Genomic DNA, 21384 nt, shown 5'->3' on the forward strand with positions numbered 1-21384 from the left:
CTTGCCTATGTCAGATAGTCTTTGATGGTCTTTGCCGCCGTGGCGAGCGAGAAAGGTTTGGTCAGGGCACCGTTCGCGCCGCAGGCCCGCCCCTTTTCCAGCTCGATTGGTCGGCTGGATGTGTTCATCATGATGATGGTGACATCTTCGTTCGCTCCATCCTTGCGGATGGTCTGGCAGATGTCATAACCATCCCTGTCTGGCAGGGAGCTATCGAGCAGGATGAGGTTCGGGTGGTCCTTGCGGGCACAGTCCAGAGCGCTTTGGCCGCTGCTGGCGGTTGTCACCTGATAGCCTTCAGCCTTCATGAGCTGCTCAAGCGCAAAGGCCATGGTTGGTTCATCATCCACCACCAATATCGATTTCGTCATGATGCTCCTCCCAGATCCCTCCTTTATGGTGTTTCTGTCCTAGTTCTCACAGGCGGCGTCAAACAGCGGATCACTCTCTTCAAGCTCGTACCATTTGGCTTGCCCCTCGAGGTCTTGCATGGTTGGTGGCATGGTGTGGGTCCAATCGGCGCGGCGCTTGCCCGGACAATCGATCAACTGCCAGATAGAGGTTGTCGGGCCATCCTTTTCTGCCTGAAACAATTCCGCCAGCTTGATACCGGGCAGATTGTCGTTGCTTCTCATGCTGGCCTTGTTCAAGGCAAGGAAGCGGTCCGTGCGGGGGATGATGTAGGAGAGAGGCTGCAGCAGACTTGTGCCCTCGGCGGTTCGCAGCACCACGACATCATCGCCGAAATCCGCAGTTGCGCGGGAATACCAGCCATAGTCGAGCACGATCTGCAGAAGGATCATGGCGACACCAGCGGAAATGGGAATAGCCCCCTTGGGGCGCGGGCGGCGCAGGATGAATTTATAGACGACGACGGCTGCCCCCGCTGCGCCGATGCCAGCTATGAAGGTTCCAAGCAAAATGAACAACATACAGAAGGGCTCCTTGCGGGTTGAACTTGAAGGGGGCTGCGTCGCTGACGTCAGGGCGGCGGGCATTCCTGTCCATGCTTTCTTGTGACACGGAATACAGCCCTGTGATAAGGCAGCATTTCGTAGGCCACCCAATGGCTTAGACGCCGGTATGGGGCAGGCTAGATGTTGGCACCCTGCGCGTGACCAAGGGCGGATTGCTGGGTCTTGATTATGATGAAAGCATCCTTGAGATGGTTGCGTTCCAGTTCACTGAGGCTCGCGGGAGCGAGGAAATTGTCCGGTGTCTTGCCCTCGCGGATCTGACGGGCCTGATGTTCCAGCCGTATGGTGGCGATCAGGTCATAGGCATCGATCAGTCCCAGTGCGCCTTCCTGGCTGATGGTGCCCTGATCTCTTGCCTGAATGAGACGCTCGCGGGTGTTGGCTGCCGTGATTGCTCCTTGCAGGGCATAGGCGCGGGCGAGATCGACGATGGGTACGACACCATTGAGCTTGAGGTCAACGGTGTCCTTATGCTCGCCCTTGCGGATCAGCGCAAAGCCACGAAAGAAGCTGAGCGGAGGGGTATGTCCCAGCGAATTGGAGATCATGTGCGCCCTGAATATGCTGTTCTTCTTCGCCTTCTCCAGCGTTTCCTGATAAAGGCCAGCAAAGAGGCTTTCATTGCCCGTGATGGGACGTAAATCAAACATGACACTGGCCAGCATCTGGGCCATGGGGTCGGGGCGGTCGATCCATTTGTCGAAATAACCGCGCCAGACGGAGACGGGCTGCCGCCAGCGGTGATTGGTGGCCATCATCTCGCCGGGGCAATAGTAGAAACCTGCCGCATCAAGCCCATCGGAGACGAAGCGGGCAAACTGTTCAAAATAGGCACCATGTTCGGCCTCGATAAAGCCCTCATCCAGAATGAGGCAATTGTCCTGATCGGAGACGCCGGTCTGCTCCTGTCGTCCTTGCGAGCCACAGGCCAGCCAGAGATAGGGCACGGGAGCGGGGCCGAATTTTTCTTCAGCCAATTGCACGAGACGCCGGGTCAGACTGTCGGTAACATTGGTGACGATGCGGCCGATATTATGGGCATCTACGCCGGAGCCTACGAGCTGGGCCAGCATTTGCGGCACCTTGGCGACGATGGTCGCAAGGCTTTCAAAATCATTCTGCCGTTGCAGGTCGCGAATGAGGAAGGGCGCGGAGACAGCCTGACGGTGCACCAGATTGGTGTTGGTCAGGATGCCGACCAGCTTGCCGTCTGCCACAACGGGCAGATGGGTGTGGGTGCGTTCCATCATGGAGAGGAGGGCGTCAAAGCCCAGAGCGTCAGGCCCCAGCGTAAAGGGATCGGCTGTCATGACGGCGCGCACGGGTGTGTCGAGCCCAAGGCCAGCGGCAACGACCCGATGAGCCATGTCGCCTGTGGTCAGGATGCCGATCAGGCGATCCTCTTGGGTGATCAGCAGACAGGAGATATTCTTGGCTCGCATCAACTGTGCAGCTTCCGTGACCGGCATGTCCGGACCGATGGTGATCGGATCGGGGGTCATCAACGCGCCGATGGTGATCGAGATGAGATCGGTGGTCGAATCGCTCTGTCCTGCGGCTGCTGCGCGTTTGATGAGGGAGCTATCGAAAAAGGCGTGAAAAGACGGCAGGGTCTCCGTCAGGTCGAGAAATTCAGATTTGGGGATGACAAACAGGGTGCAATCCTGATTGGCAACGGCGCGGTTAGGGGCATGGCCATCGCTCAGCATGGCGCGCTCGCCAAAGCAGTTGCCCACCGTGAGATGCAGAAGCAGTGTATCCTCAGGGGTAATAAGATCCACTTCGCCAGACTGGATGAGATAGAGCCCTTCCACCTTCTGGCCAACGGACAAAATGGTCTCCCCCTTGGCAACCTCGATTTTGAGAGTGTTTCGGGCAAGCACTGCAAGACGGCTCATCTCGATGAGATCAAACGGATGCCTGTGGCTGGCGAATTCTGCAAAATCCGGTAGGCTCATGTTTCCTGTCTCCGGCTGATTTGCGGACAAAAATCCCGCCGCGATGTGCGGCGGGATCTCTCGAATTGTCTTGTTTCAGGTCGCGAGGACTCTTAAGAGATCCTCGCAGCCAGAGCCTTTAGTGATCAATTGCAGCGCCTGCGCCTTTTGGCACGCGGATGCTTTCGACCAGTTCCTGAATCTCCTTGGGAGGTTCTGCGGACATGGAGGAGACCACATAGGCAACTGCGAAGTTGATGATCGCTCCAATGGTGCCGAACGCTTCTGGTGCGATGCCAAGGAAATGATTCTCCGTGGTGTTCGCCAGCATGTTGGTGCCCGGAATGAAGAACCAGCCCTTATACATGAAGATGTAGAGCAGGGTCGACAGGATGCCGGCCAGCATGCCGAAGATGGCGCCCTTGGAGTTTACCCGTTTGGAGAAAATCCCCATCATCAGAGCCGGGAAGATCGATGAGGCTGCCAGACCGAAGGCCAGAGCCACAACCTGAGCGGCGAAGCCCGGAGGATTGAGGCCGAGATAGGCGGCAATCACGATTGCAACGGCCATGGCGACACGGGCATAGAGCAGTTCCTGCTTCTCGGTGATGTTTGGTGTGAAGGTGCCCTTCATCAGGTCATGGGAAACGGCTGACGAAATGGCCATCAACAGACCGGCAGCAGTGGAGAGCGCGGCGGCAAGACCACCGGCTGCGACCAGTGCAATCACCCAGTTTGGCAGTTTGGCGATTTCCGGGTTGGCCAGAACCATGATGTCACGGTCTACGAACAACTCGTTGCCTTTCCAGCCAAATTCGTCAGCTTTCGCTTGGAAGTCTGCGGATTTGTCATTGTAATACTGGATGCGGCCGTCGCCGTTCTTGTCTTCGAATTTCAGAAGACCGGTGGTTTCCCAATTCTTGAACCAGTCTGGACGGTTTTCATATTGCAGGTTGCCGTCTTCCGCACCAATGGTGCCGGTCTGGATGGTGTCCATCAGATTGAGGCGAGCCATGGCGCCAACGCCAGGAGCGGTGGTGTAGAGGATCGCGATGAAGACCAGAGACCAGCCTGCGGTCCAGCGTGCGTCGGAGACCTTCGGCACGGTGAAGAAGCGGATGATCACGTGGGGCAGGCCTGCGGTGCCGATCATCAGGGACATGGTATACATGAACATGTTGAGCGGGTTGGATGTAAAGGCGGTATATTCGCCAAATCCGAGGTCGGTAACCACCTGATCAAGCTTGGTGAGCAGCGGGGTGCCGGAAACATGGTCGGAGAACAGGCCAACCTGCGGCAGGAAGCTGCCGGTCAGTTCCATGGAGATGAAGATTGCCGGAATGGTGTAGGCAAGGATCAGAACGCAATATTGGGCGATCTGGGTGTAGGTGATGCCCTTCATGCCGCCCTGAACCGCATAAAGAAACACGATTGCGGTACCGATCAGCAAGCCGGTGGATGCATCCACTTCGAGGAAGCGGGAGAAAGCAACGCCAACGCCCTTCATCTGGCCGATAACATAGGTGATCGAGCAGATGATGAGGCAGGCCACGGCCACGATGCGTGCGGTGGAAGAATAGAAGCGGTCACCAATGAATTCCGGAACGGTGAATTTGCCGAATTTGCGCAGGTAAGGCGCCAGAAGCATGGCGAGAAGCACATAACCGCCGGTCCAGCCCATCAGGAACACCGATGCGCCATAGCCGTTGAAGGCAATCAGACCCGCCATGGAGATGAAGGATGCAGCCGACATCCAGTCAGCCGCCGTTGCCATGCCGTTGGCAACCGGATGGACGCCGCGACCGGCGGCATAGAATTCACCGGTCGATCCGGCGCGTGCCCAGAAGGCAATCCCGATGTAAAGCGCAAAGGACGCGCCCACAACGATGTAGGTAAGAGTTTGAAGATCCATAGTCTAGCCTCTCGCGTTCCTTATTCTTCAACGCCGAATTTCTTGTCGATCGCGTTCATGCGGATCGCATAGAAGAAGATGAGTCCCAAAAAGACCCAAATAGAGCCCTGCTGGGCGAACCAGAATCCCAGGTCGGATCCACCGACAGCGATGCCGGATAGGGCAGGACGAAGAAGCAGACCAAACCCGAAGGATGCGACGAACCAAATGACAAGGCAGATCGCGATCAGATTCAGGTTGGCTTTCCAATAGGCATGTCCGGAGTCAGTATTCTCGGTCATATTTCCCCCCATGGTGCTGAACCGCTCTGCGGCTCATGTTCCATTCTGAAAGGTCTGTTTTGGACGGCTATGTCTGTTTCGGTAGAGTTCCTCAGCTGCACCGCGACATTTTTTATTCCGACTTATGACAAGACCCTGTGAGTTGTAAGACACAGATAACCTGAATATAGGCATCTATCCTTGCTGTGATCTAAAATGAGAGGGTGGGGTAATTCAATTGATGTTTCGTATAATTCCTTTATCCTTTAGTCTCTTGATGTGTAAAAGGGATTTATACTGAAGTGTTGGGTCGGTTGGGTGGTTTTGACTGGTCTTTTTACTTTAGTTTTATTTATAGGAAAGTCTAATTTTGAAGCTTTGTTTTGCATGCGCGAAGCCGCGTGAGCGGACTTTGTTGCGCTGCGGTATCGATTGCTGTTTGGTGTGCTACGGGCTGGTTTTGGGCGGGAAATCCCGTCTTTTCAAATGCGGTTGTTGGGCTCTTGAAAGGGGGGCGAGCCGTTAGGTGATTGACCTTGCCGCCGCGCTCATGCATATGAGAGCCATGTCACATCCGCCCAGCCTGACCCCGCCTCTGGTCAATTACAGCCCGCCCACGGAGCCCTATCTCGAAGTGCTCTATGAGGACGCGCATTTTGTGATCATCAACAAGCCATCGGGCCTGTTGAGTGTGCCGGGCAAGGCTGAAGAGCATTGGGACTGTCTGGATTACCGTGCGCGACAGCATTTTGGCGATACGCGAATCGTTCACCGGCTGGATATGGATACCTCAGGCATCATGGTGCTGGCGCGCACTGATGACTGCCATCGCAATCTGGGACGGCAATTTGAAAAGCGCAAGGTCGAGAAGAGCTATGTGGCGCGGGTCTGGGGCGCAATGGCCGAGGATCGGGGCACGGTGGATCTGCCGTTGATCTGCGATTGGCCGAACCGGCCCAAGCAGATGGTGTCCTTCGAGCATGGCAAGAAGGCGGTGACCGACTGGCAGGTGATCGACCGCGATGCGGTCAGCACGCTGGTGCGGCTGTTCCCCCACACGGGGCGTTCCCATCAGCTGCGCGTTCATATGCTCAGTCTGGGGCATGTCATCATGGGGGATCGCTTCTATGCCCAAGGCGAGGCCTTGGACGCTGCAGACAGGCTGATGCTGCATGCCGAAACGCTACGTTTCATTCATCCAGACAAGGGGGAATGGATGGATTTCATCAGCCCTTGTCCGTTTGGCTAGCGAAGTCGTCTGTTAAGTCTGGCCGTTTGGTTAGCCAAGCGGTTCGGGGCATTCAGGCGCTACGCCGTTTCAACTGTTCCAGTGTTTCATGCAGACTTGAAAGAAAGCGTGAGCGATCGGCCTTGGAGAAGGGGGGCGGACCGCCGCCGATGTCGCTGGTCTCACGTAAATCCGCCATCAGGTTGCGCATGGCGACTGCCGAGCCGATGGAATTTTCCGTAAAAGGCTTGCCGGTGGTGCCGATGACGCTGGCGCCCTTTGTTATGCAGCGTTGGGCGAGCAGAATGTCGGCTGTGACCACCACCGCCTTCGGGTGGGCAATGTCGGCGATATGGTCGTCGGCCACATCCGGTCCATCCTCCACCTTGACGAAAGAGATGGGCACCGCCCATTCGTCTTTGCGCGGCAGGCGCATGAACTGGTTGGCCACAAGCGTAACCGGAACGCCATGGCGCTCGGCTACCTTGTAGACCTCTTCCTTGACGGGGCAAGCATCGGCGTCGACCAGAATTTCGACCGGTCGGGAGGTTGCTTGCTCCGATTGTTCTTCACTCATTTGTCTTTGTCCACCAGACAGATCTGAATATCTGCGACGTTGGTGCCCGTGGCGCCGATCATCAGGTGATCACCGGCAAGTTCAAGGGCCTTGTAGCTGTCATTGTTGGCCAGAAGCGCCTGTGGTCTTTCGCCGGTCTGGCGAATGCGGTGGAGGGTTTCGGCATCCACCAGCCCTCCGGCGCTGTCTGTTGGTCCATCGCGTCCATCGGTGCCGCCGGACAAGAACACCCAGTCCCCTTCAATCGGGTTGGCTTCATTGGCGGCTGCAAAGCGCAGGGCCAGTTCCTGATTGCGTCCGCCCTTGCCATCGCCCTTCAGGGTGACAGTGGTTTCGCCGCCCCAGATATAGACAGTCTTCTGCTCTTCGGGCGCGTTTCTGGCGGCTTCGAGCAACTGGGGGGCGATCTCTTCCACGTCGCCTTCGAGCAGGTCGTCCAGAATGAGACCGCGCCAGCCCATGGGCAGGGACTCCAATATGGCATCAAGACTGAGCCGGTTGGAGCCTATGAGCAGGTTGGTCGTATTGGAGAAATCGATCTCCGCCTCTCCTCCGTCTGCCTCCAGTGCGGCTTTGACTGATGGGGGCAACTGATCCACAAGGCCCTTGGCTTCAAACAGGGCCAGAGCGTCTTTCTTGCTGCCAAGCGGCGGATTGGTCGGGCCCGAGGCTATGACGCTGAGATCATCACCGACCACGTCGGAGAGAATATAGCTCTGAACAGGGGCAGGCGCTGCCAATTGGCTGAGGCCGCCGCCTTTGAGCAAAGACAGGTTTTGGCGAACCAGATTCATTTCCTGAATATTGTAGCCATTTGCGAGCAGCAACTTGTTGATAGCGATTTTATCGTCAAGGTTGAGGCCTGGGAGCGGCGCAGGTAGGAGAGCTGAGCCGCCGCCACTGATCAATACGATGACGCGGTCTTCAGGGGTGGTCGTTGCCAGCAGATCCATGATGGCCTTGCCCGCTTTCAGGCCGTTTTCATCGGGAACCGGATGGGCTGCCGCATAGCAGGTTGCTCCCTCAATGGGGGCGTCATTTTCGTAGTTGGTGATGACAAGACATTCATAGGCAGTGTCCGCTGGCAGGGCCTTGAGGCATGTTTGCGCCATGGCGCCCGCCGCTTTGCCAAGGGCAATGATCAGATATCGCCCTTCTTGCAGGGGAACCAGAGGGGTTTGTTCGAATGTCTTTTCCAGAGCCAGACGTGGATCTGCCGCCGCAACGCCTGCCTCAAACAGGGCTGTTGCCAGATCGCGCAATTGTTCGATGTCATTTCCGGTGTCTGTCACCATCGCCTCCCGCGTTTGTTTGGTATGACTATAGTGGTGCGGCGGGAAAAGGACCAGTCATGTCTCCTTGTTGAGGGCATGCAAGCAGAGGGCTTGTGAAAAAGCAGGTCCTTTCTTTCAAGGATCGTCTTTCAGGGCTGTCTTGTTGCATGTCTCGGGGAAGGCGAAAGGAGTGTTGGCACAAAAAAGATGCCCTGTCCCAGACGGATCTGGGACAGGGCATGATTGCCACTTGGGCGGGGGTCGAATCTCATGCAAAATCGGGGAGGAGGCAGCATGAGACTAGAGGGGGTCCCCGTCGCAAATGACCTCGCCTCTTTGCAGAGGCTTCGTTGGCTCACTTACAAGGGACAGTTTAAGACTTTCGTCTTATGCGCAAAAGAGGTTTTATCGCCTACCAGCCTTGATGGGACTGCATGACTAGGCCCTAAATTGCGGATTTTCTTAGATATTTTTACGTATTTTAGTTGTCTCTGTGGTCGTAGAAGGTCATGGCGTCCCATTCGCGCGGGTTTGGATGAACGCGCGGCTCTGAGGATCCAAGATTCTGGAAAATCTTCAGGGCGAGGGAAAAGGGGTTGAGGCTTTTTTCGGACATGGGTTCCACTTTCTCGTCATCATGTGTGGTTCGTATCGTACGGCGTCTTGATGCATATTTTGGCGGTTTTCTGCAGATTTTGAAGAGACAAGTTTGCGACTCATTTATGCACCATATGCATATCTTCAAATTTGATGATGCAAATATGTGATGTCGAAGGGCGCTGACAAGGGACAAAAAACGTGATATGTTCCTGTTATGTTCTTTTTCGGAGTGAGACATGTATGAGCGGTTTGATGAAGCCTTTCCTCTAAGAGGGGGACGAGCGCATGAGGTGACCGGACAGGGCGCCGCTGTCTTTGCCGCGATTGCTTGCGGGGTTGGGGTGCGAATGGATAAGCGGCCAGCCATGTGGCTGGTTGAAGAGTGGCGGGCGGAGGGGCTCAATCCGGATGGATTGGCGCTGTTTTGTGATCCGCGCCATGTGCTGCTGGTGCGGGTGTCTGATCAAAAAGCCATGTTGGCCGCTGCCGAAGAAGCTTTGCGGTCTGGCGCTGTTTCGACAGTGGTGGCTGAGGTGCCGCGTGATCTCACCTTCACGGCGGGGCGACGCCTGCAATTGGCCGCAGAGGAAGGCAAGGCTACGGGCATTTTGATGATCGGCGAGGGGATGGGCAATAATGCGGCGGAAAGTCGCTGGCATTGTACACCGCTCTTCTCCCCGAAATTCCGGCAAAATCAGGTGGCTATGCAGTCGCTTCAGACTCCCGACTCGACTCTTCAGCGTTGGCAGCTTATAAAGAACAAATCAGGAACATTAGGGTGTTGGGATCTTGTTTGGGATGCAGAGACGCGTCGTGTCATTGTGGTTTCCGAGGCTGGCGAGCGACCGCATTCTGCGGCGCGCGGTGGGGACGACTCCTTTTGCCCTCACGTTGCAGCAGAGTAATGCCGAGCGGCTTTATTGCCTGAATGAGAGCGCCGAGCGGGAAGGGCTTCAGCGCGGTATGGGGCTGGCAGATGCCCGGGCCCTGTGCCCGTCCTTGCAGACCATGCCGGCAGATCGTGAGGCGGACGCGCATTTCCTGCAATTGCTGGCGCGTTGGGCCGGACGCTTCTGCCCCTGGGTTGGGTTGGATGGCGACGACGGCCTGTTGCTGGATGTGACGGGCTCCACTCATCTGTTTGGTGGCGAACTGGCGCTGCTGGAGGTCATCGAGGAGCGTTTGGCGCGAGGCGGAATTTCCGTGCAGCAGGGGCTTGCGGATACGCGCGGTGCGGCTTGGGCGCTGGCCCATTATGGCGGCTGGATGCCCGATGAGGCCCGGGGGGATGCTTCCGGTTCTGGACATGTTGAGACGGAGGCCAGCACGGCGGCGCATGAGAAAAGATCTTCCGGCCTTGCGGTGCGGCTGGCTCTTTCGGGCAAGGCACTTGCTGCTATCGGGCATTTGCCGGTTGCTGCCTTGCGGCTGGAAGAAAAGGTCTGCACGGGGCTGATGCGGCTTGGGGTGCGCACCATCGAGGCGCTTTATGCCCTGCCACGGGCGACGGTGACCCGCCGCTTCGGGTTGGAGCCCTTGATGCGGTTGGATCAGGCGCTGGGGCACAGGGAGGAGGCCATCTCTCCTCTGTCCGAGGCGCCCCATTACGGGGTGCGGATGAGCCTGCCCGAACCGATCGGGCTGGCCGATGATGTCATGGCGGTGGCGGCCAAACTGCTGGACCGGCTTTGCAACAAGCTGGACCGGCAGGGCGCCGGAGCGCGGGTGTTGCAACTGACCATGCGGCGCATGGATATGGAGGCCAGTCAGGTGGAATTGCGGCTGGCGCGTCCGATGCGGGAAGCGGCGCGGATTCTGCCTCTGTTCGAACGCAGCGTGGGCGAGGTGGATGCCGGTTTCGGGATCGACATGATGCGGCTGGAAGCCACTGTTGTAGAACCCATGGCCGATGACCAGATGACGAGCGTGGTGTTGAGCAATGGGGGCCGTGAGGCGGACAGGGAAGCCGCATCAAGGGGCGAAGATCACGCGCTAGATGATCTGGTCTCCCGGCTTGGTAGTCGCATAGGGCTAGAGAATATCCTGCGCTTTGTTCCTGCCGACAGCCATATTCCAGAGCGTAGTTTTTCTTTGCAACCTGCTGCATGGACCAAAGCGGTTGCCGCCTGGCCGGGGCTTGGAGGAAAAAAGGGGGCTGATCGGGACGCCCGCAAAGAGGGGACGCAGAACGAAGAGGCCAGCGGTCCCCGCTCACCGCGCCCTGTGCGGCTGTTTCCGCCTGAGCCCATCGTGCTGCCTTTATCCTCGGAGCCTGATCCTGTGCGCCGTGAGCCGCCAGCACATTTTCGTTGGCGACGGATGCAGCTGTCCGTGGCCTATGCGCGCGGGCCGGAACGGATTGCGCCGGAATGGTGGTGGGAGGATCCTGCATGGCGGTCTGGCATTCGGGACTATTGGTGGGTGGAGACGCGGCAGGGTTGGCGTCTCTGGCTGTTCCATACGCCACAAAACCGTTTGACCCATCTTTCCAGTTGGTTCGTGCAGGGTGAATTTGCATGACGAGTAATCCCACCCGCGCACAAGGCGCGGCCACGCCACCTGCAAAGGGGCCGACGCCGAATTCCGGTGCCGTGTCGCCCGAGCAGTTGGCCACGATGCGGCCGACCGCTTATGCGGAACTGTGTGTCGCGTCCAATTTTACCTTCCTTATGGGGGCGTCTCATCCTGAAGAGTTGGTCATTCGCGCAGCCGAGCTTGGGTTGGAGGCGATTGCCATCACAGACCGGAATTCTCTGGCTGGTGTGGTGCGGGCTTTTTCCGCACTCAAGGAGTTGAAACGCCAGATCGAGGAGCAAGCCGACAAGCAGTTGGAGGCGATCAAGCTGCGCTCTAGCCAGCGGATCGATCCGTCCAGCCGTCAACCACTGGACGCCGAGGGAACTGCTGAGCTATCGGCTGCTGGGGTGGTCAAGCTGCCGCGCCTTATTACCGGGGCGCGTCTGGTGCTTACCGACAGCTCCCTTGATTGGGTGGCGCTGCCCACAGATCGGGCTGCCTATCAGCGGCTGACGCGGCTGTTGACCCTTGGCAAGCGGCGGGCCGAGAAGGGGGAATGCCTTCTTCATTTTGCCGACCTGCTGGAAGCCGGATCGGGGATGATGCTGATTGCTCTGCCGCAGGCAGGGCTGGAATACCCCGATGTCGAGCCGCAGATCAGGCGGGCGGTGGCCCAGTTCCCCGGACGTGTTTTTCTGGGGGCCGCGCCTGCCTATAATGGGTCGGATCAGGCCTGGTTTGATGCCTGTTCTGCCCTTGCCTACAAGTTGGCTGCTCCCATGGTGGCGGTGGGGGATGTGCTTATGCATCACGGGCGGCGGCGGCAGTTGGCCGATGTGCTGACCTGCTTGCGCGAACATATCACCATTGATGATATCGGCTCCCGCGCTCTGCCCAATGCTGAGCGGAGGCTCAAGGGAGCGGCGGATATGGTGCGGCTTTATCGGCGCCATCCGGCGGCGATCCGGCGCGCCACTGAGATTGCCATGCGCTGTAGCTTCATCCTTGATGAGTTGAGCTATCAATATCCCGATGAGGTGGCGGGTGAGGAAAGTCCGCAGGCGCGGCTTGAGCGGCTGACCAATGAGGGGCTTGCCCGGCGCTATCCGCAAGGGGTGCCGGAGAAATCCCGTTCTTTGGCCGATAAGGAACTGGCGCTTGTCGGTAAGCTCGGGTTCGCTGCCTATTTCCTCACCGTGCATGACATCGTGGCTTTTGCGCGCAGCAAGGATATCCTTTGTCAGGGGCGCGGCTCTGCGGCCAACTCGATCCTCTGTTTTGCTCTCGGGATTACCGATGTGGCGCCGGAAACCATCACCATGGTGTTCGAGCGCTTTGTCTCTGAGCATCGTGGCGAGCCGCCTGATATCGATGTGGATTTCGAGCATGAGCGGCGCGAAGAGGTGATCCAGCATATCTATGAGCGCTATGGCCGTCACCGTGCTGGCCTTTGCGCCACGGTGATCCATTTCCGTACACGCTCGGCCATTCGCGAGGTGGGCAAGGTGATGGGCCTGTCGCAGGATGTGACGGCGGCACTTTCCGGCCAGATCTGGGGCTGGTCGACCGATGGGGTGGACATGAAGCGGATGCGCGAGCTGGGGCTTGATCCGAGTGACCGGCGGTTGATGCAGACTATCGGCCTGATCGCTGAAATTATCGGTTTCCCGCGTCACCTCTCTCAGCATGTGGGCGGTTTCATCATTACGCGCGGGCGGCTGGATGAGCTTTGCCCGATCGAGAATGCTGCGATGGAAGACCGTACCATCATCGAGTGGGACAAGGATGATATTGATGCGCTGGGCATCCTCAAGGTGGATATTCTGAGCCTCGGCATGCTGACCTGCATCCGTAAGAGCTTCGATCTGCTCAGGGAGCATGAGGGGCTTGTGCATAGCATCGGCTCGGTGCCGCAGGAGGACGGGGCGACCTATGACATGCTGTGCGTGGCCGATGCGGTGGGGGTGTTTCAGGTGGAGAGTCGGGCGCAGATGAACTTTCTACCCCGCATGCGCCCGCGCACCTTTTACGATCTGGTGGTCGAGGTGGCCATCGTGCGGCCCGGCCCCATTCAGGGGGGGATGGTACATCCCTATATCAACCGACGGCAGGGGCGGGAGAAGGTCTGGTTCCCCTCCACGGCGCTGGAAGAGGTGCTGGGAAAGACGCTCGGAGTGCCTTTGTTTCAGGAACAGGCAATGCAGATTGCCGTGGTGGCTGCTGGCTTTAGCCCCGAGGAAGCCGACCGGCTGCGGCGCTCGCTTGCCACCTTCCGGCGGATGGGGACTATTCACAGCTTCAAGGAGAGGTTCGTGAGTGGCATGCTGGAGCGAGGCTATGACAAGGATTTTGCCGAGCGCTGCTTTTCGCAGATCGAGGGTTTTGGTGAATATGGCTTTCCGGAGAGCCACGCGGCGGCTTTTGCCATGCTGGCCTATGTGTCGGCATGGCTCAAATGCCATCACCCTGCGGTTTTTGCTTGTGCCCTGCTCAACTCCCAGCCGATGGGATTTTATGCGCCGGCACAGATTGTGCGGGATGCACGCGAGCATGGCATCGAGATTCGGCCCATTTGCGTCAATAACAGCGCTTGGGACAATATGCTCGAGCGGCGGCTGGATGGGGCGCTGGCCATCCGGCTCGGCTTTCGCCAGATCAAGGGCTTTTCCGCCGAGGATGCCGACTGGATCGTGGCAGCAAGAGGCAACGGCTACCCCGATCCGCAAAGCGTCTGGCAGCGGGCAGGCCTTAAAGGCGGGGCGATGGAGCGACTGGCCGAAGCGGATGCCTTTGTCAGCATGGAGATGGGGCGACGCGAGGCGCTCTGGCAGGTCAAGGCCCTGTCTGGCCTCAAGCCGTTGCCGCTGTTCAACGATCCGATTGATGGCGAGTGCATCAATGAGCCCTCGGTCTCCTTGCCGCAGATGCATCTGGGGGAAGAGGTGGTAGAGGATTATGTTTCCATGCGCCTGTCCCTGCGGGCGCACCCGATGGAACTGCTGCGCCCCTCCATGCCGGATCTGACCACCCATGGCGATCTGATGGTCACTTCGCTCAAGAGAGTGACCGTCTGTGGTCTGGTCATCACCCGGCAGCGCCCCGGTACTGCGTCGGGGGTCATTTTCGTGACACTGGAAGATGAGACCGGCGTTGCCAACGTCGTTGTTTGGCCCAAGATCTACAAGGCATTCCGGCGGGCGGTGATTACGGGGCGATTGCTCAGGGTGCATGGTACGCTGCAGAAGGAGGGCATTGTGGTGCATCTGATTGCCGAGCGGGTGGAAGATCTGTCGCACCGGCTCTCCGAGTTGGGACATCCGCTTGATGATGCTGTCGGCATCACCAATCCGCAGGCAGATGAGGCGCCACGGGGGCGTCCGGCCAAGGGGCTAGAGCGCGTACCATCGCGGGCCCGACACCCCCGCGAGCAGGCCAAGAAACTATTCCCGAGCCGTGATTTTCACTAGCGGATTTCGTGTGCGGATTTCGTGTGCGGATGCGTGCCGGATATCGGTTTTGGCAGGTCAAAAGTCTGTTTTCCCCAGAGGTGGATAGATTGCGCCGGAGCCTTTCGCAGGTGCGAAAGAAAGCTGGTGGGGAATTCGTAGGCAATTGCTAATTTTTTGAGCAAACTGGCAAAATCGGATTGCGCAGGCGCAGCGTCGGAACCTTTTCGTGAAATCGATTTCGGTCCTTTTCTTTCAATGAGATGCCCGATTTGGGTGGTTAGCCAAAAGGTGAATATACTGGAGGTTGCCGAAACCGGTTTCGGAAAGCAGACTTGGCGCGGGAGGATGCCGTGCACAAGTCTGAAGAACATGACGGCAAGGGGCGTCAGAGCAAAAAATCACGCGTGACCATCAAGGAAGTGGCCTATGCCTTGGGTATTTCCAAGAGCACTGTTTCCAGGGCGCTGAATGGCTATTCGGATATCGCGGAACATACGCGTCTGAAAGTCCAGCGCACGGCGCAGGAACTTGGCTACAAGCCCATGATTCACGCGCAGGCCATTCGCACCGGTCTGGTGCGGTCGCTTGGCATGGTGCTCAATGCGGATAGCCATGACGGGCACCGGCCGTTTCTTGCCGACTTTATTGACGGGATTTCCCGGCGGGCCAGTCAGGACAGTTGGACCCTGACCGTGGCTACCGCGAGCCACGCGCTGGGTGTGCTGACGACAATCAAGCGCCTGAGCGACGAGCATACGGTGGATGGCTTTATCCTGCCGCGGACACGCATTGAGGATCCTCGGGTGCATTATCTGGTCAAGGCGCATGTTCCCTTCATCATGTTCGGGCGTACCGGCGATGATACGGAGTGCGGCTGGTATGACATCGATGCCGCCAAGGCCATGCAGGAGGCGGTGTTGCGGCTGGTTGGCATGGGGCATGTGCGCATTGGTTTCATCAACGGGCTGGAGCGCTACATGTATGCCAAGGTGCGCTATGAGGGCTATTGCGAAGGTTTGAAAAAGGCAGGGCTCCCCTATGAGGACTGTCTGGTGCGCCATGATGCTGTGACCCGCAGGGATGGTGCTCGGGAGGGGGCGATCCTGCTGGATCTGCCTGAAAGGCCAACGGCGATTATCTGCGCGGTCGATCTCGCCGCGCTGGGTGTTTATCGGGCTGCCCATGACAGGCAGCTGATGATTGGCAGTGATCTGTCGATCATTTCTTACGACGGTATAGCTGAGGGGGAATATGCATCCCCGCCACTTACCAGCTTTTTCGTCGATAACAGGGAAGCGGGGGAACGCCTCGCCGATCTGCTCATCAGGCGTATCCAGGGGGACGCGCCTGAATCGCTTCGCCAATTGGGGGAGGCGCATTTGATTGCGCGGGCATCGGATGGCCCGCCGGTCATTCGATCCGCTTGAACTTATTTTCAGTGTTGCAATTTGGGAGGTTTGACAATGACATTATCTTTAGGCAGCAAACGCTTGACCGGTCTCATGGTTGGGACAGCGCTTGCTCTTGGATGCACCATGGTGACGGCTTCGGCCGAAGGCATCCGTTTCTGGACGACCGAAGAACAAACGCCGCGTCTGGCACGTCAGCAGGAAATGGCCAAGGACTTCGAAGCTGAAACCGGCATTTCGGTTGAGGTGATCCCGGTGACCGAGAAGGATCTCGGCACGCGCGCCACAGCAGCCTATGCTGCTGGCGATCTGCCGGATGTCATCTATCATCCGCTTCAATATGCGCTGCCTTGGGTAGAAGCGGGCATTCTTGATGCCTATGCTGCAACAGACGTAATCGACAATCTGGGCAAAGACACCTATGCCCCCGGTGCGCTGGCCATGGCGGCAACCGAAGATGGCTATGCCTCTGTGCCGGTGGACGGCTGGACCCAGATGATCGTTTATCGCAAGGATCTGTTCGACGCCAAGGGTCTGAAAGCGCCCAACACCTATGCTGATGTGGAAGCCGCTATCAAGGCCCTGCATAATCCGCCTGAAATGTATGGCTTCGTGGCCGCGACAAAGGTGGACGAAAACTTCATGAGCCAGGTTCTCGAGCATGTATTCCTGGCCAATGGCGTGTCTCCTGTCGACAAAGATGGCTTCAAGCCTCTGGACGTTAAAAAGACAACGGAAGTGCTCGACTTCTACAAGGCTATCGTCAAGGCTTCTCCTCCAGGGGAACTCTTTTGGAAACAGTCTCGTGAACTCTATTTTGCTGGCAAGGCTGCGATGATCATCTGGTCGCCGTTCATTCTTGACGAACTGGCTGGTCTTAGGGATTCGGCCCCGCCGACCATCAATGACGATCCGACCAGCCCTGAACTGGCTTCCAAAACCGGTATCGTCACCAATTTCGCCGGACCATCCAACCCGGGCGGCGCTGCATGGGGCGACATCCGCTATTTCGGCATCACATCTGATGCAGATATCGAAGCGGCTGAAAAGTTCGTCGAATATTCCATGAATGCGGGCTACACACAGACCCTTGCCATTGCTCCGGAAGGCAAATTTCCGGTTCGTCGTGGGGATGCGGATAACCCGACCAAATTCATTGATGCATGGTCCAAGCTGCCGGTTGGTGTTGATCGCAAGAAGCCGCTTGCCGACCTTTATCCATCCGAGATGATCGGCGAGATCGTTGCCGGTCTGGATGTCGCCCAGCGTTGGGGCGTCAAGGAAGGGCAACTGGCTCTGGCTTCGAAAATGATCAACTCCCAGGTCTTTAACCAGATTGTCCGCAAATACACCGATGGTGTCATTGGTGCGGAAGAAGCTGTTGCCTCTTTGAACGAGGAACTGGCGAAAATCCAATAAGGTATTGACTTGAAACTGTTTGCACCGGGCGACTTGTTGTTGCCCGGTGTGAAAAGCGGAGCCTCTTCTCATGTCGACCACTGACTATCCAAACAGTTCTACGGGAGCAGGGCACCAGCCCACTGCGCTCGCCCCTCCACGATCGGGACCTCTGGCCAAGAGAGAAGCGCGCCTTGCCTGGGGGTTGCTGACGCCGACGCTTTTGAGCGTGGCTCTGGTCATCATTCTCCCCTTGTTGGCGATCTTCTGGATCAGTGCCAAACCGATCGGTTTGAGCGACCTCAGACCCACGACGCCCGATGTCTATGAGCGGGTGCGGGGCAAGGTGTCCGCTGCGGGGGATAGGGTGACGATTGAATATCGTCTGACAAATTCTTCGCGTGAGAAGCCGATTGCCAATGTCACCATGTCCGATGTCTGGCCTGCTGGCCTTGAACCGGTGTCTCTGGATGAGCGCTGCACGCTCGCCGCAGGGCAGCTCTCTTGCAATCTGGGCGATTGGGAGGCTGGTCATCGGGAAAGACTGCTCATTGAGGTGGTTGCTCAGGAGCCCTTCATCAATAGCGATGTGAATGTGCGTGACACCGAGCCGGTCATGACGGGCGATGCGAGTTCTGATCTGTTCAACCTGACCTTCACTTGGGACAATTTCCGCTCTGTCTTCGACAGTGGTGAATTTCTCGAAGTGCTTTGGGTGACGCTCTTCTACACCGTGGTTGGCACCATCGGAGCGTTGGTGGTTGGTATGCTCGCCGCTCTGATGCTCAACAAGAGTTTTACCGGACAAGGCATTTTGCGCGGGCTGTTTCTCTTCCCCTATGTGGCGCCGGTTATCGCGGTTGCCTTCACATGGGTGACGTTGCTGGATCCATTCTCGGGCTCATTCAATGCGCTGCTGGTGCAAATGGGACTGATAGAGACGCCGATCAACTTTTTCGGGCAGCGGCCTCTGGCTTTGTTTACCGTGACGGCGTTTGAAATCTGGCGCTATTTTCCGCTGTCCTTCCTGTTCATTCTGGCGCGGATGCAGTCGATTGATCATGACATCTATGAGGCAGCTGATATGGATGGGGCATCGCCTTTCCAGAAATTCTACTATCTCTCCTTGCCGCAATTGATGGGCATTCTGTCGGTGCTGTTCCTGTTGCGCTTCATCTGGACGTTCAACAAGTTCGACGACATCTTCCTGATGACGGGCGGCAATGCGGGAACGCGTACGCTAACCGTGAATGTGTATGAGCAGGCCTTTGCCATTTCCAATATCGGCGCGGGGGCTGCGGTTGCTGTGGTCATCTTCGGGTGCCTTCTGGCCTTCTCATTCTTCTTCTTCCGGTTCATTTCAAGGGAGGAAGGGCTATGAAAAATGGATATCTGCTCGCCGCCGTGGTTGGTGTGTTATGGAGCCTTACCATCATCGTGTGCCTGACCATCGTTATGGCCTTTTCAACCGGCCTTCCGGTGCATCCGGTCTGGCTTGCAGCCATCGTGCAAGGGGCTGCCGTGGGGCTGGTGGCGCTATATGTGCCCAGTCGTTTGCTCGGCATTCTCATCAGCTTTGCGTTGGTGCTTGGGGTCAGTTTCATGCAACCCTTCGGCATAAGCCTCTCTGAAAAAAGCTTTGCGCAGGGCGTTGGTGTGCTGGTTCTGGTTTTGGGGCTCTCTGTTCCGCTGAGCATCATGACGAAGGGAATGCCTGCGGGCACGCTCACGCGGCACCAGTTTGAAGAAGGGATCGTGCGGTTTCTGACCGGCTTTGGCTATGTCTTCTTCACCGCCATCGTTGTCGTGCCCTTTTATGTAATGTTGATGACGTCGGTGAAGGGGCAGCAGGCCTTGTTGCTCAATCCGCTGGATTTCTCGATTGAATGGGATAAGGGGTGGGATCTTTTCCGGTCCTATCAGGAGCTATTCACCCAATATAATTTTGGAAGCTACTTGTTGACCTCCTTCCTTGTTTCTGTGGCCACTGTCGCGGTGACTTTGCTCTTCAGCGTGCCGGGCGCCTATGCGGTGGCGCGGTTGCGCTTCAAGGGGCAAGCTGTCATGTCCCGCTCGATCCTGCTCATCTATATGGTGCCGATGATCGTTCTGGCACTGCCGATCTATGTGGGTTTCTCCATGTTCGGGTTGCGAAACTCGCTGTTTGGCCTGCTGCTGATCTATCCGGTGACAACCATTCCGGTCTCGCTTTATATGCTGCAGGGCTATTTCCGCGGCCTTCCTGCTGAAATCGAGGAAGCTGGATTGATGGATGGCCTTTCCCGGCTTGGTGTGATCTGGAAGATCACATTACCGTTATCGCTTCCCGCTCTGGCATCAGTTTCGCTTTATGTATTTATGATTGCGTGGAACGAGTTCCTGCTCGCCTTCATGCTGCTTGATGATCCGAGCAAATTCACGCTAACGCGCGGCGTTACAATGCTCAATTCTTCCGAGGTGCCACGACAGCATCTGATGGCCGGGGCAGTGATTGCTACATTGCCGATTCTCGTGCTGTTTCTTGGGCTTGAGCGCTTCATGACCAAAGGCCTGACCGCAGGCTCTGTTAAAGGATGATTTGATTAATGGCTATCTCAGACGACAAACTGGACCGGCAAGCGCGCCGGATCCTGCGACAAAACGATCGCGGGGGATACACGGTGCCCACAGCGGGGCTGTATCCTTATCAATGGAACTGGGATTCCTGCTTTGCTGCATGGGGCTTCTCTTCTTTTGATGTCAAAAGGGCCTGGTTCGAGATCCACACGCTCTTCACCGGGCAGTGGGATACGGGCATGGTGCCGCACATTATCTTCCACAAGAGGGCCGATGGCTACTTCCCCGGACCGGATGTCTGGGGCGTGGATCGGGTGCCGCATACGTCAGGTATTACGCAGCCTCCTGTTGCCGCAACGCTCATTCGCTCAATTTATGAGCAGGATAAGCGCTACGGGCGGGTGCATATGGAGCTTATTTACGGGCGTCTTGTCAGTTGGCATCGCTGGTTCATGAAAAGCCGGGTCGAGCGGGGCATGGTGGCCATCACCCATCCGTGGGAAAGCGGCCGCGACAATGCGGTTGATTGGGATAGCGCCATGGCAGCCGTTTCCACCGAAGGGGTGGGGGAATATACCCGTCGGGACACCAGCCACGTTGATCCTTCCATGCGTCCCAAGAAGGAAGACTACGACCGTTATCTCAAGATGCTCTATTACGGTCGCGAAAGCGGCTGGGATGAGGAGAAGATCCGTGAAGGATCGCCTTTCCGTGTCGCCGATGTGGGAATGACGTTCATCTTCCTGAGGGCCTGCCGAGATCTGTTGCAGATCGCGATGGATCTTGACCATCTGACACCGGAGATCGAAGGCTGGATCGCGGAGCTGGAAGAAGGGGTGCGCAATCACTGGAACCCGGCTGGCTACTATGACAGCATTGACCTCAGGAGTGGCGAATTCACCGGATCGCTCAGCTCGGCCTCATTCCTTTGCTGGTATGCGGGCATCGACAACGAGACAATGAAGGCCCATCTGGAGGACATTCTGCAAAAGGTGACCTTCGGGGTGCCATCCTATGATCCGCGCGATGAGAAGTTCGAGCATCTGCGCTATTGGCGCGGGCCGGTCTGGGGCATCATCAATGCGTTGATCGGCATTGGGCTCAATGAACGTGGCTTGACGCAACTGGCGGGCCGCTTGCGCAAGGATACGCGCGACCTGATTACCGAGCATGGTTTCTACGAATATTTCAGTCCTGTCGACGGGACACCGGCGGGCGGTGACAAATTCACCTGGACAGCTTCGATCTGGCTGACCTGGGCGGGCCCGCATGCAAAGGGGAGGTTCTAGC

The 21384-nt window shown here is 57.4% G+C and carries 17 protein-coding genes; 9 read left to right on the top strand and 8 right to left on the bottom strand.

The annotated features are described in order from the left end of the window. Window positions 1–5: 5 nt before the first annotated feature. The 5 genes from BM258_RS14385 to BM258_RS14405 form a co-directional block, all read right to left on the bottom strand. A complete protein-coding gene (locus BM258_RS14385) occupies window positions 6–371 on the bottom strand; it encodes a response regulator transcription factor (protein WP_090073419.1) in 366 nt (121 codons plus the stop codon). Window positions 372–410: 39 nt separating this feature from the next. Beyond that, complete coding sequence (locus tag BM258_RS14390; protein WP_090073422.1) at window positions 411–932, bottom strand: hypothetical protein; 522 nt, start codon at window positions 930–932, stop codon at window positions 411–413. 161 nt (window positions 933–1093) lie between these two features. Further along, on the bottom strand, window positions 1094–2935 hold the full coding sequence (locus tag BM258_RS14395) for a DUF294 nucleotidyltransferase-like domain-containing protein (RefSeq protein WP_090073424.1): 1842 nt from the start codon (window positions 2933–2935) through the stop codon (window positions 1094–1096). Between the two features lie 118 nt (window positions 2936–3053). Beyond that, a complete protein-coding gene (locus BM258_RS14400; protein ID WP_090073426.1) occupies window positions 3054–4826 on the bottom strand; it encodes a sodium:solute symporter family protein in 1773 nt (590 codons plus the stop codon). A 20-nt stretch (window positions 4827–4846) separates the two neighbouring features. Beyond that, on the bottom strand, window positions 4847–5107 hold the full coding sequence (locus BM258_RS14405; RefSeq protein WP_090073518.1) for a DUF4212 domain-containing protein: 261 nt from the start codon (window positions 5105–5107) through the stop codon (window positions 4847–4849). 544 nt (window positions 5108–5651) lie between these two features. Between BM258_RS14405 and BM258_RS14410 the strand changes: the two genes are divergently transcribed. Then, complete coding sequence (locus BM258_RS14410; RefSeq protein WP_090073519.1) at window positions 5652–6335, top strand: RluA family pseudouridine synthase; 684 nt, start codon at window positions 5652–5654, stop codon at window positions 6333–6335. 52 nt (window positions 6336–6387) lie between these two features. On the opposite strand, the gene BM258_RS14415 is transcribed toward BM258_RS14410, so the two are convergent. From BM258_RS14415 to BM258_RS24955, 3 genes are all read right to left on the bottom strand, one after another. Continuing rightward, entirely contained in the window at window positions 6388–6891 is a 504-nt protein-coding gene (locus BM258_RS14415) for a YaiI/YqxD family protein (RefSeq protein ID WP_090073427.1), read from the bottom strand. Then, window positions 6888–8183, bottom strand: a complete 1296-nt coding sequence (locus BM258_RS14420) for a glycerate kinase type-2 family protein (RefSeq protein WP_210186755.1) — start codon at window positions 8181–8183, stop codon at window positions 6888–6890. The genes BM258_RS14415 and BM258_RS14420 overlap by 4 nt, the downstream gene beginning before the upstream one ends. 463 nt (window positions 8184–8646) lie before the next feature. Further along, the gene (locus BM258_RS24955) at window positions 8647–8781 is read right to left on the bottom strand and encodes a hypothetical protein (protein WP_280141774.1); all 135 of its coding nucleotides are present in this window, start codon (window positions 8779–8781) and stop codon (window positions 8647–8649) included. 220 nt (window positions 8782–9001) lie between these two features. Between BM258_RS24955 and BM258_RS14425 the strand changes: the two genes are divergently transcribed. The 8 genes from BM258_RS14425 (at window position 9002) to BM258_RS14460 (ending at window position 21383) form a co-directional block, all read left to right on the top strand. Further along, a complete protein-coding gene (locus tag BM258_RS14425) occupies window positions 9002–9670 on the top strand; it encodes an ImuA family protein (protein ID WP_090073431.1) in 669 nt (222 codons plus the stop codon). Next, entirely contained in the window at window positions 9579–11285 is a 1707-nt protein-coding gene (locus BM258_RS14430) for a Y-family DNA polymerase (RefSeq protein ID WP_244544705.1), read from the top strand. Before BM258_RS14425 ends, BM258_RS14430 begins: the two co-directional genes overlap by 92 nt. 95 nt (window positions 11286–11380) lie before the next feature. Continuing rightward, window positions 11381–14749, top strand: a complete 3369-nt coding sequence (locus tag BM258_RS14435) for an error-prone DNA polymerase (RefSeq protein WP_090073521.1) — start codon at window positions 11381–11383, stop codon at window positions 14747–14749. 332 nt (window positions 14750–15081) lie between these two features. Next, entirely contained in the window at window positions 15082–16158 is a 1077-nt protein-coding gene (locus BM258_RS14440; protein WP_090073523.1) for a LacI family DNA-binding transcriptional regulator, read from the top strand. A gap of 36 nt (window positions 16159–16194) precedes the next feature. Beyond that, the gene (locus BM258_RS14445) at window positions 16195–17559 is read left to right on the top strand and encodes an ABC transporter substrate-binding protein (RefSeq protein WP_175528079.1); all 1365 of its coding nucleotides are present in this window, start codon (window positions 16195–16197) and stop codon (window positions 17557–17559) included. A 70-nt stretch (window positions 17560–17629) separates the two neighbouring features. Next, window positions 17630–18919, top strand: a complete 1290-nt coding sequence (locus tag BM258_RS14450; RefSeq protein ID WP_090073436.1) for a carbohydrate ABC transporter permease — start codon at window positions 17630–17632, stop codon at window positions 18917–18919. Next, window positions 18916–20115: a carbohydrate ABC transporter permease gene (locus BM258_RS14455; RefSeq protein ID WP_090073438.1), complete on the top strand. Its 1200-nt coding sequence runs from the start codon at window positions 18916–18918 to the stop codon at window positions 20113–20115. Before BM258_RS14450 ends, BM258_RS14455 begins: the two co-directional genes overlap by 4 nt. Before the next feature lie 8 nt (window positions 20116–20123). Continuing rightward, window positions 20124–21383, top strand: a complete 1260-nt coding sequence (locus tag BM258_RS14460; protein WP_090073440.1) for an MGH1-like glycoside hydrolase domain-containing protein — start codon at window positions 20124–20126, stop codon at window positions 21381–21383. Window position 21384: the final 1 nt, after the last annotated feature.

The sequence above is a fragment of the Cohaesibacter marisflavi genome, from assembly GCF_900115225.1.
In the GTDB taxonomy this organism is placed as follows: Bacteria; Pseudomonadota; Alphaproteobacteria; order Rhizobiales; family Cohaesibacteraceae; genus Cohaesibacter; species Cohaesibacter marisflavi.

Coding starts and splice junctions, on each gene's coding strand:
- BM258_RS14385 (WP_090073419.1), bottom strand. CDS start 371: ATGACGAAATCGATATTGGTGGTGGATGATGAACCAACCATGGCCTTT.
- BM258_RS14395 (WP_090073424.1), bottom strand. CDS start 2,935: ATGAGCCTACCGGATTTTGCAGAATTCGCCAGCCACAGGCATCCGTTT.
- BM258_RS14425 (WP_090073431.1), top strand. CDS start 9,002: ATGTATGAGCGGTTTGATGAAGCCTTTCCTCTAAGAGGGGGACGAGCG.
- BM258_RS14410 (WP_090073519.1), top strand. CDS start 5,652: ATGTCACATCCGCCCAGCCTGACCCCGCCTCTGGTCAATTACAGCCCG.
- BM258_RS24955 (WP_280141774.1), bottom strand. CDS start 8,781: ATGTCCGAAAAAAGCCTCAACCCCTTTTCCCTCGCCCTGAAGATTTTC.
- BM258_RS14450 (WP_090073436.1), top strand. CDS start 17,630: ATGTCGACCACTGACTATCCAAACAGTTCTACGGGAGCAGGGCACCAG.
- BM258_RS14435 (WP_090073521.1), top strand. CDS start 11,381: ATGCGGCCGACCGCTTATGCGGAACTGTGTGTCGCGTCCAATTTTACC.
- BM258_RS14445 (WP_175528079.1), top strand. CDS start 16,195: ATGACATTATCTTTAGGCAGCAAACGCTTGACCGGTCTCATGGTTGGG.
- BM258_RS14400 (WP_090073426.1), bottom strand. CDS start 4,826: ATGGATCTTCAAACTCTTACCTACATCGTTGTGGGCGCGTCCTTTGCG.
- BM258_RS14405 (WP_090073518.1), bottom strand. CDS start 5,107: ATGACCGAGAATACTGACTCCGGACATGCCTATTGGAAAGCCAACCTG.
- BM258_RS14415 (WP_090073427.1), bottom strand. CDS start 6,891: ATGAGTGAAGAACAATCGGAGCAAGCAACCTCCCGACCGGTCGAAATT.
- BM258_RS14390 (WP_090073422.1), bottom strand. CDS start 932: ATGTTGTTCATTTTGCTTGGAACCTTCATAGCTGGCATCGGCGCAGCG.
- BM258_RS14455 (WP_090073438.1), top strand. CDS start 18,916: ATGAAAAATGGATATCTGCTCGCCGCCGTGGTTGGTGTGTTATGGAGC.
- BM258_RS14460 (WP_090073440.1), top strand. CDS start 20,124: ATGGCTATCTCAGACGACAAACTGGACCGGCAAGCGCGCCGGATCCTG.